This is a genomic window from Emticicia soli (assembly GCF_037860775.1).
Taxonomy (GTDB): Bacteria; Bacteroidota; Bacteroidia; order Cytophagales; family Spirosomataceae; genus Emticicia; species Emticicia soli.
Genome location: NZ_JBBEWC010000011.1, coordinates 130241 through 148696 on the forward strand (window position 1 = coordinate 130241; position 18456 = coordinate 148696).

The following is an 18456-nucleotide window of genomic DNA, read 5'->3' on the forward strand; positions in this document are numbered from 1 at the left end:
GAGAACAGGTAACTGTTCTCATTTTTAAGCCTTTATTTAATATTCTTTTTTTCGTTATTATCTTTTTGCTGCATGGCCATCATTTGTTTCATGGTGCGCTCCATGCCATCAACAGAGCCATCCAAGAAGATAACATTTCCTTTGCCTTCTTCTGCAAAATGTTTCAATGATTCTGTCCATAGCGAAAACAAAATTAATGAGGAGTCAAGATTAGCTTTTTCCATTTCTTTAGCGGCCACTGCCATACCTTTGGCAACTTCTTCCCTGAACTGTGCCAAACCTTGTCCACGCAAACGTGATGCTTCACGTTCTGCTTCGGCTTGAATCCTTATATAATTACCCTCAGCCTCGGCCGATTTTGTTTTGGTGATTAATAAGGCTTGTCCTTCGTTTTCAGCGGCAGCTTTCAGGTTGTTTGAGGCAACTACTTTTGCCATCGAACGTACAATCTCTTCATCGAAAGTAATATCGTTAATTTGGAGGTCAATCAAATGGTATCCCCAGCCTAAAAGAATGTGGTCGAGGTTTTCTTTTACATCAGAAACAATCTCTGTACGCAAACCTAATATTTCGGCTTGTTTTTTTGTAGCTACAAAACTACGGATTGAGCCCTCAATAGAGCGCACCAAGGCTTGCATAAAGTTGGCTTGGTCGATAAACTTAAACGCAACGTTTTTAATCGATTCCTCTTGCTGGTCGGTTACTGTATATAAAAGCATTGCTTTAAAATATACATTGGCTTGGTCGTTGGTAATGGCTTGAAAAGATAATTCGGCCGAACGGTTTTGTATAGAAATAGTTCGGAAAACGTACTCAATAAACGGAATCTTAAAGTTAAGACCGGGTGTCATGATTCTCTGATACTTACCAAAAATTGTAATTACGGCAACGTTTCCTTGTTGAACAATTACAACTGATAAATAAAGCACTACCACGATGATTACAATAGTGATTATAGCACTCATTGGATTTAAAAGGTTTAGTTAAATTAATGTATCAAATGTAGCTTGATTTTCGAAACCTAGAAATTTTTAAGGACAAGTGGTAATTTTTGAGGAAATATATTTAGAAATTTTATTCGACGTATTATATAACTGATTAAAAAAAGAAATGGCTTTAAAAGTATGATACTTCTAAAGCCATTCGATGCGTCTGTAAATACTGAATTGTCAGAATGCGTAATAGTATTGTATTTTATCTCCGTTAAAAATGGCTATGCCTGCATAATCGTTGGTGTACGTTGGTTTACCATATAGTTTCCCTTCAAAATGACCCGTAACAATCACCTTTTCGCCTAATTCTTTAAACTGCATATTGGTAAAATTATAGGTTTCGTAGGTTTTGCGTCGCTCCATGTACTCTCTTGCGCCTTGTTTCCCCTTGAAAGTTTCTTTCGGAATTTCAGAATCGTCCGAATGAATACTTATCACCACATTATCGTCACACATTTTCACAAAGGATTCAGTATCTTTATTGATAGCAGCGGTAAAGCCTCGTCGGGCTATTTCAGCCTTCGATGCTTTAGGTAGTTTAGCAGCTATAGCAATTATAACTAGAATAACTAAAACAAGTATCTTTTTCATAAATTGTTAATTGACTTTTTTATGTTTTTCGGACTTAGTGAATGTTTAAAATTCAACTCTTTAATTGCGGCAGAGGCAAAACGAATAATTTAGACTTACCCTTACAACGTTTGTGCATACAAAACTATTTTAAAGAATTCTAACTTAAAACCAACAATTAAATAGCGGTATTATGCAACTCATAAATGGTTAATTGCAAGCGATAAGCGGTAAATAAAAAGAGCAGCCCTTGAAATTGGCTGCTCTCTATAAAAAAATTTAATGCTTGATTAAGGCTTGTAAACAAATTTCTCAACCTTGTTTTTAATTGGTTTTACTGTTTTCAAGAATTCATACATTGCACCTAAATCCTTTTCTGTCATACCGGCGTACATCATCCAGGGCATAATTGTATTAAATTCTTCTTTTCCAACCGGATGAGCCTTATAAGAACTATCGGCATAAGCTTTAAATCTGGTAATAAATGCTTCTTTTGTATAATTCCCGATTCCGGTTTCTTTATCAGGTGTTATATTAGCCGAGGTTACTGTTTTTCCTTCGCCAATAGTAAATGACCAGCCACCTGCAAAGTCCATACCTTCAATTTTATTTCCTTTATCATCTGGTTTCGAATGACACTCAAAACAACCCGCACTATAGACAAGATATTTGCCATATTCTACTTCATTGGCCGGATCTGGCATTTTAACATGTTCTGGTTTCTTTGGTATTGTATTCATGATGAAATTCATCGGAAAATCTGCCACAGGCTCTTCTGTTACATTTTCTATTGGCTTAAGTGTGCGCAAAAAAGCGATAATCGAATAAATGTCTTCTTTATCCATTTTGCCATAGTAAGCATAAGGCATCACAGGGAAAATCGGCGTACCGTCTTTTTTAACACCAGAAGTAATTGCCCGGTAGATTTCGCCGTCTGTCCAGTCTTTCAGGTTAAAAGGAGTAATATTTTTGGCTATGAATCGGCCTGGAAAACCGAATTTACGGTCGAAAACCTCACCTCCCTTTCCATCAGAGCCCTCAACAAGTGGAGCAGAGAAGAGGCTATAGTCTCGTGCACTGTGGCAATCCATACAAACCGTAACGTTGTAGGCTAGGTATTTTCCTCTTTCTATTCTCTCAGGCGTTGCTTCAACTTTCAGGTCTTCGGGAGCCTCAATGTTTGGTAGAGCAAATTTTACATAAGCTAGAAGTAAACCAACGACTACAACAACAAACAACAGGAAGTAGCCGATAATTCGGAGAGTTTTTTTCATACTGCAAAGGAGGTAATAAGTGGTCGTAAATAGTAATTAAGGAAGCAAGCTACTCAATGTTTTTATCTACTCCAATTTTCAGCCTAGCAATTTATTGAGCGGTAATAACTCTCAGAACTTGCTCATTTTTAGATACTTAGAATTCTCAGAAACTCGTTCTTCTTTTCTTCTGTCTTAAAAGCTCCACCATAAAAAGCAGTAATGGTTGAGCTTGTCTGGTCGCCTACACCTCTCGACGATACACACTGATGGTCGGCATCAATGATAACCGCTACATCTTCTGTCATAAGAGCCGATTTGAGTGCAACACCTATTTGCATAGTCATTCGTTCTTGAACCTGTGGGCGGCGGGCATAGTAATTTACGATACGATGCAATTTAGATAAACCAATAACTTTGCCGCTAGAAATATAAGCAATATGAGCCTTGCCAATAATAGGTACAAAATGATGCTCACAGTTAGAATAAAATTGTATGTTCTTTTCGACCAACATTTCATTATAATGATAATCGTTGGTGAAAAGGGTCATGGTCGGTTTATTCTCAGGATTAAGCCCTGAGAAGGTTTCCTTTACATACATCTTGGCCACCCGGTGCGGTGTTCCTCTGAGGCTTTCATCGAGCAAATCAAGACCAAGAATATGCATAATTTCTTTGAAATGTGCTTCTATCATTTCAATCTTGGTATCATCGTCTAACTCGAAAGCATCATCTCGAATCGGGGTTTCCGGATTTGCCGACAAATGGTTCTCACCTATTTCGTCGATAGATAAATGTTTGTAATCTGTTTTTTTGTTGCTATCACTCATCAAATGCCACGGTAGATTTTGGTTACAAAAATAAGCGATTGTAGCGCGAATAAAATAATATTTATACCTTAAACTTTTGAAATTGAATAATTAGTCTATTTTTTTGCAGACAAAACCTTTTAACCATACTATGAATAGACGCGACTTTATCTCTACCAGCTTGGCTAGTTCGAGCATTCCCTTTATTGTAAAAAAGAATCCAACCGAAGATAAAAAAGTAAGATTAGGTTTTATTGGTGTTGGTTTACGTGGCCGAACTCACCTGCAACAAGTGATGTATCGCCCTGATGTTGAAGTAACTGCTATTTGCGATATAGATAAAAACTCAATTGCAGAAGCCAACAAAATTATCCAGAAATTCAATAAAAAAGCCCCGGCTACTTACACCAACGGCGAAAGAGATTTCGAAAACATGGTGAAAAGAGACGATATTGACGGCGTTGTAATTGCGACCCCGTGGGAATGGCACGTGCCAATGGCAGTGGCAGCTATGAAAGCCGGAAAGTATGCAGGTGTTGAGGTATCGGCAACGGTTACACTGCAAGAATCATGGGATTTGGTTGATACTTTTGAGCAAACAGGCTCACATTGTATGATTCTGGAAAACGTTTGTTACAGACGTGACATTATGGCCGTGCTTAACATGGTAAGAAAAGGTATGTTTGGCGAAATGCTTTACGGACATTGCGGCTACCAGCACGACTTAAGATTTGTGAAACTGAACGATGGTAAAACTGCTTATGGTAAAGGCGTAGAATTTGGAGAGAAAGGTATAAGCGAGGCCAAATGGAGAACCCAACACTCAGTTGACAGAAACGGAGACTTATACCCTACACACGGCTTAGGGCCTGTGGCACATTGGATGGACATCAACTATGGTAACCAGTTTTTGTATCTTACTTCAATGGCCACTAAAGCACGTGGTATGCATAACTATATTGTAGAGAAAGGTGGAGAAAACCACCCAAATGCCAAAGTTAAATTTAAACTCGGTGACATTGTAACTACAACCATTCAGTGTGCAAATGGCGAAAACATTGTGATTATTCATGATACCAACAGCCCTCGCCCCTATTCATTGGGTTTCAGGGCACAAGGCACTAAGGGTATATGGATGAATGATGGTAACCAGATTTATATTGAAGGAACATCGAAAAAACACGATAGCTGGGAGCCTTTTGCCGATTATCAGAAGGAATATGACCACCCACTTTGGAAAAGATTTGAACAAGACGCTGTGAATGCCGGACACGGCGGTATGGACTTCTTTGTAATAAGAGCCTTTGTTGAATCTATTAAAAGAAAAGTTGCTCCACCAATTGATGTGTACGATGCAGCAGCATGGAGTGCTATTAGTCCGCTTTCTGAACTTTCGATTGCGAGAGGCAGTTCGTCAGTTGAAATACCAGATTTCACACGGGGCAAATGGCGTACACGTAAAAGAACGTTTGGTTTAAACGACGATTATTAATAATAAATTATAACCTAAACAAATTTCACAATCAGCAAACTAATTGCTTAACCCTATTGATATGGAACAAAATAATAAAAGCTATTTGATGCCTCTCATTATGATTGGAGTCTTGTTTTTTACCTTCGGGTACATTACCTGGACAAACGGGACATTGATTCCTTTCTTAAAAATAGCTTGCGAACTTAAAACCGATACGCAGGCGTTTCTGGTTACATCTGCATTTTACATGTCTTATTTCTTTTTATCTATCCCTTCTTCTATCTTGTTAGGTAAAGTTGGTTTTAAGAATGGCATGGTAATCGGTTTGATAATAGTGGCACTTGGCTCATTGGTTTTTATTCCTGCGGCCAATTCTCGCACTTTTGAGTTGTTCCTTGCTGGTCTGTTTATTCAGGGCGCGGGGCTTTCTTTGTTGCAAACTGCGGTTAACCCTTACGTGAGTATCTTAGGGCCTATCGAAAGTGCAGCGCAAAGAATCAGTTTAATGGGCGTTGCTAATAAATTAGCAGGTATTTTGGCTCCTATCATACTAGGTGCAATTGTACTAAAAGGTATTGGCGACCTAGAAAGCAAACTTGAAGTCACTACAGATGCTACCGAAAAAGCGGCGATTCTGAACGAATTGGCACAAAGAATCCATACGCCTTATATTTCTTTGGCTATTGTACTATGCTTGGTTGCTGTTTTATTCTGGTTCTCTAAATTACCTGAAATAAAAGAGGAAGAAGAAGTAAAAGACGGAAAATCTGAAAAAGGCTCAGTTTTTGCTTTCCCTAACTTAGTGCTAGGTGTGCTTGCCCTTATATTATATGTAGGAGCCGAGGTAATTGCAGGTGATGGTATTGCTCAATATGGTAAAAACATTGGTATCAGCCTAGATGAAGCCAAGAACTTTCCGGCTTATACATTGGCAACCATGTTGTTGGGGTATTTCATAGGCATATTTGCTATTCCAAAGTATTTGAAACAAGAAAAAGCCTTAATGTACTCGGCAATTCTGGGTCTTATACTAACCGTAGCAGCTATTTTTACTAGCGGATACACTTCTATCTATTTTATTGCTTTTATGGGTCTTGCAAACGCTTTAATGTGGCCTGCAATCTTCCCGTTAGCAATTAAAGGATTAGGTAAATTCACCAAAATTGGTTCTGCGCTACTTATTATGGGTATCGGGCCCGGTGGTGGTATTATTCCGCTAGCCTATGCTGAAATTGGTGGTGAAGCAAACCCACAAAGAGGTTTCTGGATTATGGCAGTTTGTTATATTTTTATACTTTACTTTGCAGTATCTGGTCATAAGAAAAAGAGCTGGTGAAATTAAGTTTTTAATTTCTTCGTTTAACTGTTACAGGATAACCCTGTAACAGTTTTATTTTAATTCACATCACAATGGAAAAGGCTTATATAATTTCTGCTATCAGAACGCCTATCGGAAGTTTCGGAGGTGCTTTGTCAACTATTCCTGCGCCTAAATTGGGAGCAACAGCTATAAAAGCTGCTATCAAAAATGCTAATGTTGGCCCTGATAGCGTAGATGAATTGTTTTTTGGTAATGTTTGTCAGGCAAACGTAGGACAAGCCCCAGCCCGACAAGCTGCAATTTATGGCGGGCTTTCTGTACGGACTAATACTACTACAGTTAATAAAGTTTGTGCTTCGGGTATGAAATCTATTATTTTTGGGAGCCAGTCAATCGAATTAGGCGAAAACCAGGTAGTAGTTGCCGGAGGCATGGAAAATATGTCGATGATTCCGTTTTATCTCGAGAAAGCACGTTATGGCTATGGTTACGGAAACGGTGTTCTTATTGATGGATTAGCTAAAGATGGTTTAACAGATGCTTATCAGCCGCAAGCAATGGGTTGCTTTGGAGACTCAACAGCTGCTAAATATGGCATAAGTCGGGAAGAACAAGATGCATTTGCGATACAATCATATAATCGCTCAGCAGAGGCTTGGGAAAAAGGATATTTTGAAAGCGAAGTAACACCAGTTGAAGTAGCAAATAAAAAAGGCAACATGAAAATTGTGAGCCAGGATGAAGAATACAAAAATGTAAATTTTGAAAAAATTCCAACTTTAAAACCTGTATTCACTAAAGATGGCACTGTAACTGCGGCCAATGCCTCAACCATTAACGATGGTGCAGCGGCATTGGTATTAGCTTCAGCAGAAGCCGTTGAATCGGGTAATTTAAAACCTATTGCCCGAATAATTGCTTATGCCGATGCTGAGCAAGAGCCTGAATGGTTTACAACTTCGCCTGTTATTGCCGCAAAAAAAGCACTTCAAAGAGCCAAATTAAGTATTTCGGATATTGACTTTTTTGAGGTAAACGAGGCTTTTTCGGTAGTGCCTATGGTATTTTGCAAAGAATTAGGTTTAAGCTATGACAATGTCAATGTTTTTGGCGGAGCGGTTTCTATCGGCCATCCATTGGGTTGTTCAGGTGCCAGAATTGTTACAACACTGATTAATGTACTTCAACAAAAAAAAGGTAAATACGGCTTAGCCGCCATTTGTAATGGAGGCGGAGGTGCCAGTGCTATTATTATTGAAAAATTATAACCCGCATATAAGTATTTTGAAGAGATGCCTCAATAAAGCATCTCTTTATTTTGATGTTTTCTTATGAAAATTAACTCTAATAGTTCTCCTACTTTACGAAATTTTTTTGGCGAAAATCAATCTTTAATCGAAGCCAGTTCAACTGGGCGCCTTGATGTAATGGGTGGCATAGCCGATTATTCAGGCTCAATGGTTTTACAAATGCCTATTAAGCAAAAAGCAACTGTCTTAATCGGTCATCGTGGATACAACCAGCTACATATAAAAACTCTCGATATGTCGGTAAACAACGAATTGTTTATCGACTTGGAAGAACTACCAAAAGATTATAAGGAGGCAAACGAGTATCTGAAACAAATAGAAGGTGGCGATTGGGCTGCTTATGTTGTAGGATGCGTTTTAGCATTTACCAAAGAAAAACACCTGAAATTGGGCGGACTTGATATTCTGGTGCAATCAGAGGTGCCTTTTGGCAAGGGCGTTTCTTCTTCGGCTGCCATTGAGGTAGCTACCTTAAAAGCACTAGGTGAATTATTTTCGGTTGAATTTATAGGTACAGAACTCCCTATTTTAGCCCAAAAAGCCGAAAACCTGGTTGTTGGTGCTCCTTGTGGTTTAATGGACCAGCTAGCATCTTATTTTGGGCAAGATAATTATCTTCTACCCATTCTATGCCAGCCGGATAAAGTTTATTCAGCCATAAAAATACCTGAAAATCTATATTTTGTCGGAATCGATAGCGGTATCAGACACGCTGTAAGTGGTGCTTCTTATGGAGAAGTACGCACAGCTGCTTCAATGGGTTTTTCAATTATTGCACAAAAAAATGGCGTGGCAAAGCATGATCTGAAAAGCAATCAACACCATCATTTACCCTATTCGGGTTTTTTAAGCAATATTTCTCCGTCGCAATACGAATCAAAATATGCCAAAAGCCTCGACTCAATGTATGGCAAAGATTTTCTGAATGATTTCGGCGTAGTAACTGATACGCTAGCCAATATAAAGCCTGATACCTATTATAATATTAAGGCCTGTACGCAACATCCTATATATGAAAATCATCGGGTGCGCTTCTTTATTGAAATGCTAAAAGGACTTTCGGGTACAAATTATCAGGATATATTACCTTTAATGGGTGAGTTAATGTACCAGTCTCATCAGAGTTATAATAAATGTGGCTTAGGTAATGAGTTTACTGATATGATTGTAGAAATTGCCTATTCAAAAGGGACTAATTCAGGTGTTTATGGTGCTAAAATAACCGGAGGTGGTAGTGGTGGCACTGTGTGTCTGATGGTTCATGGCGAAAAAGGACTTATCAGCGCTAAAGAAATACTCAAACTTTATCAGAAACAAACCAAGCAGGAATCACTGGTATTTTTTCAATAACTTATAGGCCATCTGAGACTGTTTTCTATCAAAATTACCTTAGATGGCGTTCTACACTTTATCAATTTTAAAATGAAAATAGTTTATTCGCTTCTAATAGCCCTTATCATAGGCTGTAGACCTGTTCCCCAAAAAACTTACATTCAGGAGCCTAAGCAAGGATTGGTGCAGTTCTTAAAATATAGTGCCGATTTCAAACCCATGATTTCATCTCATCGTGGAGGAGGTGACATTCCAGGCTATCCTGAAAACTGTATTGAATCATTTGAGTACCTAGCCAGTAAAATCCCTACCATCATAGAGTGCGACATTGAGTTGACTAAAGACAGCGTATTAGTAATGATGCATGATAATTCATTAGATAGGACTACTACGGGCACAGGAAAAATTATTACACAAAATTGGAGCGAATTAAAAGACCTGAAATTAAAAGACAATGCGGGTACGTTAACCAATTTTAAGATACCTACATTGGAAGAAGTTATAAAATGGGGTAAAAACAAAGTAATATACACGCTTGATGTAAAACGTAATACACCTTATGAAAAAGTAGTTGAAATGGTGCAGAAGCTTCATGCCGAAGACTATTGTGTAATAATTACCTATGACGTAAAGCAGGCAAAAAAGGTTTATGATTTAGACCCGAACCTGATGATTTCGGTTACTATCAGAGACATGAAAGAATACGATAGACATCAGCAAGCAGGCATTCCTGATAAAAATATGGTGGCTTTTATAGGCACAAGAGAGCCTAATAAAGAATTTAATGATTTTCTACATAAGAAAGGTATTGTTACAATTTTAGGTACCTTGGGTAACCTTGACAAAATGGCGGCCTCTAAAGGCGATAAAACTTATAAGGATTTTGTAAATAATGGTGCTGATATTCTATCAACCGACCGCATGATTGAGGCCTATAATGCCATCAAATAGCTTGGATTATTAAACTTATATCAGTAATTTAGCTTTTCCAGCCGCCGTATTACTCATAAATAAGTTTGAACTGAGAATTCTGAATCAAATTGGAGAATCAGTCTCAAACACTTGCTAAACTTTTTAAACTATACCTAAATTAATTTTATCAATGAGAAATCTATTGATTAGTCTACTTACCGTTTCGTGCGGTGTTGCCATGGGGCAGTCAGCATTAAAACCTAAGATCAATGCAGGAGCCGATGCCATCGAAAAGAAAGTGATTACATGGCGTCGTGATTTTCATGAAAACCCTGAATTGGGAAACATGGAGTTCAGAACAGCAAAAATTGTGGCAGACCACCTTCGTTCGTTAGGTATTGAAGTGCAAGAAAAAGTGGGCGTAACAGGTGTAGTTGGAGTATTGAAAGGCGGCAAACCGGGCCCTGTTGTGGCACTTCGTGCTGATATGGATGGCTTACCCGTAACAGAAAGAGTTGATGTGCCTTTCAAATCTAAAGTATCGACAGAGTACAATGGTCAGAAAACAGGTGTTATGCACGCTTGTGGCCATGATTCGCACGTGGCCATTCTGATGGGAGTAGCTGAGGTATTATCGTCAATGAAAAATGAGATTGCCGGAACTGTGAAGTTCATATTTCAGCCTGCTGAAGAAGGCGTTTATGACCCTAAATTGCTGAAAGACGGTAAATCGGGTGCTGAATTAATGGTGATGGAAGGCGTTTTAGACAACCCAAAAGTTGATGCCATTTTTGGTTTACACATCAGCTCAATTACAGAAGTTGGCAAAATTGGTTACCGTAATGGTGCTTTAATGGCAGCAGTTGACCAACTAGGCATTAAATTGAAAGGAAAACAAACACATGGCGCAAACCCTTGGTCGGGTATTGACCCAATCGTAACGGCCTCCCAAATTGTGTTGGGCTTACAAACAATCGTAAGTCGTAACGTGAACATTACCGAGAATCCGGCAATTGTAACAGTTGGAGCAATTCATGGCGGTATCCGTCAGAATATCATTCCTGAGTCGCTTGATATGATTGGTACTATCCGCACATTTGCGCCTGAACAACGCCAGTTAGTACACCGTAGAATTAACGAAATTGCAAAAAATATTGCTGCAAGCGCAGGCGCAACCGCCGATGTAACAATTGATACAGGTTATCCGGTTACTTATAACGACCCAGCCTTGACCGATAAAATGATTGGTACAATTGAAGGTATTGCAGGTAAAGAAAATGTATTTGTGCAACCTGTACAAACAGGTGCCGAAGATTTCAGTTTCTTCCAGCAAAAAGTTCCGGGCTTGTTTTTCTTCTTAGGTGGTAAACCAAAAGGACAAACCAATCCGGCACCGCACCATACGCCTGATTTTTATATCGATGAAGCAGGTTTCACTTTAGGCATTAAATCTCTTGCCAGTTTAACAGTAGATTATTTCGAAATGAATGCTGTAAAAGCGGTTAATGCGCAGCCTTCAAAAAGCAAAAAAGACAAGAAAAGTAAATAATTGAGTGCCTGGCACAATTTATTGAAAGGTTGGTAGTAAACTTTACTACTAACCTTTTTGTTTTATAAAGGGCTAACACTAAATTGCCCACGCAATTGATAAAATTATGTCTGCTGAAATTATAGAAATATTCCCGTCGAACCCTGATGAACGCAAAATTCGTCAGGTAGTTGAGTGTTTAAAAGGTGGTGGAATCATTATTTACCCAACCGATACAGTTTATGCCATGGGTTGCGATATTTTCAATACCAAGGCTGTTGAGCGACTTTGTAAAATTAAAGGCATTAAGCCTCAACATAATAATTTCTCAATTGTCTGCCACGATTTAAGCAATATTGCAACCTACGCTAAGGTGTCAAATAATGCATTTCGCTTACTTAAAAGAGCCTTACCGGGCCCTTTTACATTCATTCTTCCGGCTACTGCCGATTTGCCAAAAATCATGCAGACCAATCGTAAAACAATTGGTATTAGGGTACCAGACCATACAATTCCGCAAAGAATTATTGAAGTGCTGGGGAATCCTATCATTACTACTTCCTTAAAAGATGATATTGATGACATTATCGAATATCCGAACGAAATAGAGGTAATTTACGACCAGAATAAAGATAAAGCCGATATTATTATCGACGGCGGCTGGTGTGGTATTGACCCATCGACGGTTGTACTGGCCATTGATGATGATTTTGAGGTTATCAGACAAGGCGTTGGCGATTTTGAAGAGATTAACAGATAATTCACATACATAAGTAGCCTAATTTCATTTTGTTGGCGTACATTAGTGTGTCCAAATGAGCAATTGTTTGAATACCTGATTTTATTTCAACCACTCCTACCAAAACTAAGCTACTATGAAAACCTCAGTAAAAAAGGCTTTTATATTTACGTGTCTTTTATTTTCTGTTACATTCATAAGCCAAGCACAAAAAACACAAGATTTACGCACGCTCCTTGTATTTTTTGATGGTTTAAGACCAGATTACATTACTCCCGAAATTATGCCTAACCTATATGCATTCAGCAAAAAAGGTGCTTATGGCAAAAAACATCATAGCGTATTCCCTACGGTTACAAGGGTAAATTCTTCATCTTATTCAACTGGTAGTTATCCTAAAACGCATGGTTTAATGGGCAACACAGTTTATTTTCCTAAAGTTGATGCAAAACAAGGCTTAAACACCGGAGAAGCTGAAAACCTGAATAAAATCAATGAATCAGAAGGTGGCAATCTTCTAACTACTACCTCTATCGGAGAAGTGCTTACAAAAGCAGGCAAGAAAATGATGGTTTTCAGTTCAGGTTCATCTGGGCAAGCTTTGTTACAAAACCATAAAGTTGGCAATGGTGCTGTTATCAATACCAGTATGATTTTACCTAAATCGTTTGAAGCTACTGTTTTGAAAGAAATCGGGCCGATTCCTGAAAGTACTAAACCAAAACCTAATGGTTTGCAACATAAATGGATTGCCGATGCTTTAATGAAATACGGAATCACGCTTGATGGTCCATTGGTAAGTGCCCTCTGGTTTTCGGACCCTGATGGAGCGGCTCATACCTTTGGCATTGGTTCTGACATTGCTATGGAATCTATTAAAATTGTTGATGAGCAATTTGGTCGTATTCTGGCTGATATAGAGCAAAAAGGGCTAACAAACAATTTCAATATAATCATATCGGCTGACCACGGTTTTGCAACATTTGTAGGTAAAACAAATATCACCGATTTTCTTATTAAAGAAGGTTTCAAACAAAGCAAAGAGAGCGAAGATGTAGTGGTTTCTGAAACCGCAATTTATGTACAAAATCACGATAAAGATAAAATTCAAAAAATAGTAAGTGCGCTACAAGCACAAGAATGGGTAGGTGGCATTTACACAAAAGCCATCAAGGCCGGAGACACAAAAGGATTTATTGCAGGTACGCTTTCGTTTGAATCAATTCATTGGAATCACCCTTTTAGAACATCTGATATATTGGTTGATTATAACTGGAATGATAATAAAAACGACAAAGGCTATGCCGGAACCAGCTATGCCAAAGGTGTGGCGGGGCATGGTAGTTTAAGCCCTTATGAAGTACATATTGCATTGCTAGCTTATGGCCCAAGTTTCAAAAAAGCATTTGAGAGTAACTTGCCAACCTCTAACGTTGACCTTGTGCCGACGGTTTTACATTTGCACAAAATTGATATTCCTAACTCTATGAACGGAAGAGTTTTTCATGAACTACTAATTGAAAAAAATACGTCTAAACTTCCACAGGTTAAAATAGAGAAAATAAGCACTAAAACTGATTATAATGGTGGTTCGTATGAAATAACCTTGCAACAAAGTATTGTAGGAAAGTATCGTTACCTCGATTTTTCTAAAGTTGTTAGAACGAGTAAGTAAGAATCGACAAAAATAGCTTATTTTTACCTAATTCAACTCTATTCAACCTAATTGACCATGATTAAGAAAATACTTTCTATTCTATTTATTTCCCAGATTTTTAGTCATACACAAGCACAAAACTCTTTTTACATTGCCAACAAAGCACCACTTGCGCCACTCAAATACATAGAGTTGCCGCTTGGTGCGGTTAAACCTAAGGGCTGGCTACATACACAATTAAAGATAATGCGCGATGGCACAACAGGCCATCTGGACGAATATTACCCGAAAATAATGAATGACAACGGCTGGCTTGGCGGTAAAGGCGATGCTTGGGAAGAAACGCCCTACTGGCTCGATGGTGCCCTGCCCCTCGCCTATTTGCTTGACGATGCTACGCTAAAAGCCAAAGTACAAAAATATGTAGATTGGGTAATTGCTAATCAACGGCCGAATGGATATATCGGTGGTATTACAAAAGCCGAAAGAGAAGGCAAAACGCTTTCAGACTGCCAACAAGGTGACGATTGGTGGCCTAAAATGGTTATGATTAAGGTAATGCAGCAGTATTATACCGCTACAAACGACAAAAGAGTTATAAAATGCCTTAGCAATTATTTTAAATACCAATACCAGAATATAAAGGCTTGCCCACTTGTGAAATGGACCGAATGGGCGCAAGCCAGAGGTGGCGACAACCTGATGTCGATTTATTGGTTGTATAACATTACAGGAGATAAATTTCTTTTAGAATTAGGAGACACCATCTATCAACAAACAACTCCTTGGACAGACCTACTTGGCAAACGTAACTGGGTAATGCAGGCAGCAGCCAACCAAACCAATGAAAAATGGATGGAACGTCACGCCGTTAACGTTGGCATGGGTATTAAACTTCCTGCGATTTATTATCAATCTAAAAAGAATCCTGAATTACTGAAAAGCCTGAAAACAGGCTGGAGTGATTTAATGTTGCTTCATGGTTTACCGCATGGTATGTTTTCGGGTGATGAAGATTTGAATGGTAACGACCCAACACAAGGCATTGAATTATGTTCTATTGTAGAAACCATGTTTTCGATGGAGCAAATGATTAGCATTACAGGCGACCAAACCTATATGGAAGCACTTGAAAGAATGACCTACAATGCTTTGCCTACCCAAACCACCGACGATTATAATTCAAGACAATATTTTCAGATAGCCAATCAGGTTCAAGTAAGCCGTGGCGTATTTGATTTTACTTTGCCTTTCTGGCGAGGTATGTGTAATGTTTTTGGGCCTTATGCAGGCTATACTTGCTGCACAGCCAATATGCATCAGGGTTGGACAAAGTTCACCTCGCACCTATGGTACGCAACGCCAGATAAGGGTTTAGCAGCTTTGTTGTTTGCACCAAGCAGCATTAAAGCCAAAGTAGGCGACGGAACCGAAGTGAGTATTGAAGAAGAAACCAATTATCCGTTTGAAGACCAGATAAACTTTACAATCAACACGCCTAAATCGGTTGATTTTCCGTTTGAAATCCGTATTCCGGTTTGGTGTAAAGAGGCTACGCTGTTGCTCAATGGTCAAAAATTAAGAACCGAGCAAGGAGGTAAAATTGCCAGAATAAAAAGAGTCTGGGCAAATGGCGATAAAATCACCTTGCAATTGCCTATGGAAGTAAAAACTACTAACTGGGCAGGTAATTCAAGAGCTATTGAACGTGGTCCGCTGGTATATGCCTTGAAAATTGAGGAAGAATGGACAAAAAAAGAGATTAAGGAAGAAGGAATCTATTATGATATTCAACCAAAAAGCGCTTGGAATTATGGCTTAGTACTGCCGGTTGTTCAAAAAACTTCTGAAAACACAAGTGTAACAATCAAGCCTAAATCTGATGCCTTTGTATGGAATAGTACCAACGCCCCTATCGAAATAAAAACCACAGGTAAGAAGATACCAAGCTGGCAGATTGTTGAAGGAGTAGCCCGCCAACCTATCACTGCCCGTGACGGCTTATACTTAGGCGAAGTAGATAAAAAAGAAGAAACTATCACGCTGATTCCATACGGTTGTAGTAAACTACGTGTGGTAGCTTTTCCGGTTGTGAAATAATGGATTAGGTGTATTCTTTGCAAATCGTACACTCGTACGTATTCGAATACAAAAGTGTACGTACGAACGACCTATGTTATTTTGTTTATCCTCTTAAACTACTTATTATCAATACTATATATATTATTATATATATAAAAAAAAATATAAGAGAAATAAGGAAGCTTAAAAAAGAATCGTTCGTACGAACACTTTTGTGTTCGAGTTAGTACGAGTGTACGATTTGAATTTAGGAATATTCAATCTTGCCAAAATTTTATTTTTTCAATAACAAGACAGTTTAAAAAGGAATCGCTCGTACGAACACTTTTGTGTTCGAATTCGTGCGAATGTACGATTTGAGTTTATGAATCTCCAAAATTTTCAGAAATTGACTTTTTCTCAATAACAAAACCTAATTTTAATCAGATTCTTTGTTAAGAGCATATTAATTGCGAAATTGTCAATCATTCAAAATTATATTGTAAAGACTAATACTTAACCTTTCCCTCTAATGAAATGAAACGAATCAATTCTGTTGATTTTACTCGTGGATTAGTCATGGTGATAATGGCACTTGACCATACCCGTGATTTAATACATATAGGTACTAATCCAACCGATTTAGCTGCTACCACACCGATTTTGTTTTTCACCCGATGGATAACCCATCTTTGCGCACCAACCTTTGTGTTTCTTTCGGGTACATCGGCATATCTCTCTTATAAAAACCAGAATGTCGGTCTTAAAGAAAGTCGACGATTTATGCTCAGCAGAGGTTTATGGCTAATTTTTCTTGAATTTACGGTTGTCGGTTTGGGTATATGGTTTGATTTTAAGTTCCGAATGTTTTTCTTTCAGGTAATTTCAGCCATCGGTTTTGGTTTTATCATTCTTTCATTCTTAATGAAGCTCGCTCCTAAAACCATTCTGATTATTGGCTTGGTAATCATCTTCTGCCATAATTTATTAGGGCTTGTGCCATTTAACCAACCGCCATTCTCTTATTTTTCGCCATTATTTGGTTTTGCACTTTTCCCGCTTTCGGCTGATACCACTTTTGCCGTTGGCTACCCTCCTATTCCGTGGTTAGGTATTATGCTTGCAGGGTATGGCTTTGGCGGAACTGTTTTTGCTAAACCTCAGGCAGAGCGAAAAGCTGCTTTGTTAAAATTAGGATTTGGTGCTTTAGTGCTATTTGTGGCAATACGTTTCGTTAATTTCTACGGTGACCCTGTACCTTGGTCAGCACAAAAAGATGGCGTGTACACGTTTTTATCGTTTATGAATCTGACCAAATATCCGCCATCACTTCTATTTACACTAGCCACACTTGGCGTAAGTTTTATTATCCTTTCAGTAAGCGATGGCATTAAAAATAAGTTTACCGATTTTCTGACTGTTTATGGCAAAGTGCCGCTTTTTTACTACATCATTCACTGGTATCTGATTCATACGCTTATGTTTGTGATGCTGTACTTACAAGGTTTCAGCACGAAAGACTTTGTTTTTGGGCCATTTCAATTTGGCCGACCGCAACAGCCATCGGGTTTAGAACTAGGTGCTACCTATGCTGTTTGGCTAGGCGTTGTGCTTTTTATGTATCCGCTATGTAAATGGTACAGCAACTATAAAGCTGCCCATAAAGACAATAAATGGTTGCGATATTTGTAATTTTTGAAACAGAATGCAGTAAAAAGGTAGCTAAAAAACCCTTTTTACTGCAATATTTTAATACCTAAACACTCATATTGCTTCATTAAAGAAGCATCTGCTTCGGTATCGGTTATCAGATAATTGGCCATATTGATTGGCGCAAATGGCAGATATTTGTCTTTCTCAAATTTCCTTGAATCACAGAGTAGAAATGTTTCTTTGGCATATTTAGCCAATGTGCTTGAAATTTCGGCTTCTTTTTCGCTCGATGCACTTAGCCCATTAGTCAAAGATATACCATCTACCCCCAGAAAAGCCTTATCGGCTCGGTAGCGGGCAAAGTGTTCAACGGCAATCTGTCCGTGGCTGGCTTGCCGCTCCATATCTATTTCACCTCCGGCAAAATTCAAACTTACGGAAGAATTAAGCAAAGCATTCACTATCGGAATTGAGTTAGTAACTACCTTAATTCTCATGTTTCTGATAAACGGACATATTCTGTAAACGGTGCTGCCACAATCAAGAAAAACCACATCGCCTTCTTTAATAAAAGTGGCTGCTATCTGGCATATATGCTCTTTTTGCTCACCCCTTACCGCCGATTTATTCACAAAATCCACAGGGTCATAGCTTAAACTAAGTTTCATCGCTCCACCATGCGTTCTGAAAATCAAGCCTTTTTCGGCTAATACTGCCAAATCTCTACGCACTGTAATCTCCGAAGTGTTCAGTAATACAGCCAATTCTTTTACGTCAACGCTACCGTTGGTTTCTATTTTTTCTATAATTATCTGTTTACGTTCTTGGAAGTTCATGTACAATTT

At 38.5% G+C, this 18456-nt stretch carries 15 protein-coding genes; 10 read left to right on the plus strand and 5 right to left on the minus strand.

Annotation, left to right across the window (positions count from 1 at the left end; all coding sequences use genetic code 11):
* Window positions 1-32 precede the first annotated feature (32 nt).
* The 4 genes from WAE64_RS18280 to folE all read right to left on the minus strand — a co-directional run bounded on the left by WAE64_RS18280 (window position 33) and on the right by folE (window position 3645).
* Window positions 33-965, minus strand: a complete 933-nt coding sequence (locus WAE64_RS18280; protein ID WP_340239054.1) for an SPFH domain-containing protein — start codon at window positions 963-965, stop codon at window positions 33-35.
* Window positions 966-1169: 204 nt separating this feature from the next.
* Window positions 1170-1583, minus strand: a complete 414-nt coding sequence (locus WAE64_RS18285; RefSeq protein ID WP_340239055.1) for a nuclear transport factor 2 family protein — start codon at window positions 1581-1583, stop codon at window positions 1170-1172.
* A gap of 269 nt (window positions 1584-1852) precedes the next feature.
* Window positions 1853-2836, minus strand: coding sequence for a c-type cytochrome (locus WAE64_RS18290; protein WP_340239056.1), 984 nt, complete (start codon window positions 2834-2836; stop codon window positions 1853-1855).
* Window positions 2837-2964: 128 nt separating this feature from the next.
* The gene (gene folE, locus WAE64_RS18295; protein WP_340239057.1) at window positions 2965-3645 is read right to left on the minus strand and encodes a GTP cyclohydrolase I FolE; all 681 of its coding nucleotides are present in this window, start codon (window positions 3643-3645) and stop codon (window positions 2965-2967) included.
* Between the two features lie 130 nt (window positions 3646-3775).
* On the opposite strand from folE, the gene WAE64_RS18300 reads away from it, so the two are divergent.
* From WAE64_RS18300 to WAE64_RS18345, 10 genes are all read left to right on the plus strand, one after another.
* Window positions 3776-5116, plus strand: coding sequence for a Gfo/Idh/MocA family protein (locus WAE64_RS18300; protein ID WP_340239058.1), 1341 nt, complete (start codon window positions 3776-3778; stop codon window positions 5114-5116).
* A gap of 61 nt (window positions 5117-5177) precedes the next feature.
* A complete protein-coding gene (locus WAE64_RS18305; protein WP_340239059.1) occupies window positions 5178-6434 on the plus strand; it encodes a sugar MFS transporter in 1257 nt (418 codons plus the stop codon).
* Between the two features lie 74 nt (window positions 6435-6508).
* The gene (locus tag WAE64_RS18310; protein WP_340239060.1) at window positions 6509-7687 is read left to right on the plus strand and encodes a thiolase family protein; all 1179 of its coding nucleotides are present in this window, start codon (window positions 6509-6511) and stop codon (window positions 7685-7687) included.
* A 63-nt stretch (window positions 7688-7750) separates the two neighbouring features.
* Complete coding sequence (locus tag WAE64_RS18315) at window positions 7751-9079, plus strand: galactokinase (protein WP_340239061.1); 1329 nt, start codon at window positions 7751-7753, stop codon at window positions 9077-9079.
* Window positions 9080-9151: 72 nt separating this feature from the next.
* Window positions 9152-10012: a glycerophosphodiester phosphodiesterase family protein gene (locus WAE64_RS18320; RefSeq protein ID WP_340239062.1), complete on the plus strand. Its 861-nt coding sequence runs from the start codon at window positions 9152-9154 to the stop codon at window positions 10010-10012.
* 151 nt (window positions 10013-10163) lie between these two features.
* A complete protein-coding gene (locus WAE64_RS18325) occupies window positions 10164-11522 on the plus strand; it encodes an amidohydrolase (protein ID WP_340239063.1) in 1359 nt (452 codons plus the stop codon).
* Between the two features lie 106 nt (window positions 11523-11628).
* Complete coding sequence (locus tag WAE64_RS18330; protein WP_340239064.1) at window positions 11629-12261, plus strand: L-threonylcarbamoyladenylate synthase; 633 nt, start codon at window positions 11629-11631, stop codon at window positions 12259-12261.
* 115 nt (window positions 12262-12376) lie between these two features.
* Window positions 12377-13915, plus strand: coding sequence for an alkaline phosphatase family protein (locus WAE64_RS18335; protein WP_340239065.1), 1539 nt, complete (start codon window positions 12377-12379; stop codon window positions 13913-13915).
* 57 nt (window positions 13916-13972) lie between these two features.
* Window positions 13973-15997, plus strand: a complete 2025-nt coding sequence (locus WAE64_RS18340) for a beta-L-arabinofuranosidase domain-containing protein (RefSeq protein ID WP_340239066.1) — start codon at window positions 13973-13975, stop codon at window positions 15995-15997.
* Between the two features lie 498 nt (window positions 15998-16495).
* A complete protein-coding gene (locus WAE64_RS18345; protein ID WP_340239067.1) occupies window positions 16496-17650 on the plus strand; it encodes an acetyltransferase domain-containing protein in 1155 nt (384 codons plus the stop codon).
* A 44-nt stretch (window positions 17651-17694) separates the two neighbouring features.
* On the opposite strand, the gene WAE64_RS18350 is transcribed toward WAE64_RS18345, so the two are convergent.
* Window positions 17695-18447: a DeoR/GlpR family DNA-binding transcription regulator gene (locus WAE64_RS18350; protein ID WP_340239068.1), complete on the minus strand. Its 753-nt coding sequence runs from the start codon at window positions 18445-18447 to the stop codon at window positions 17695-17697.
* Window positions 18448-18456 lie beyond the last annotated feature (9 nt).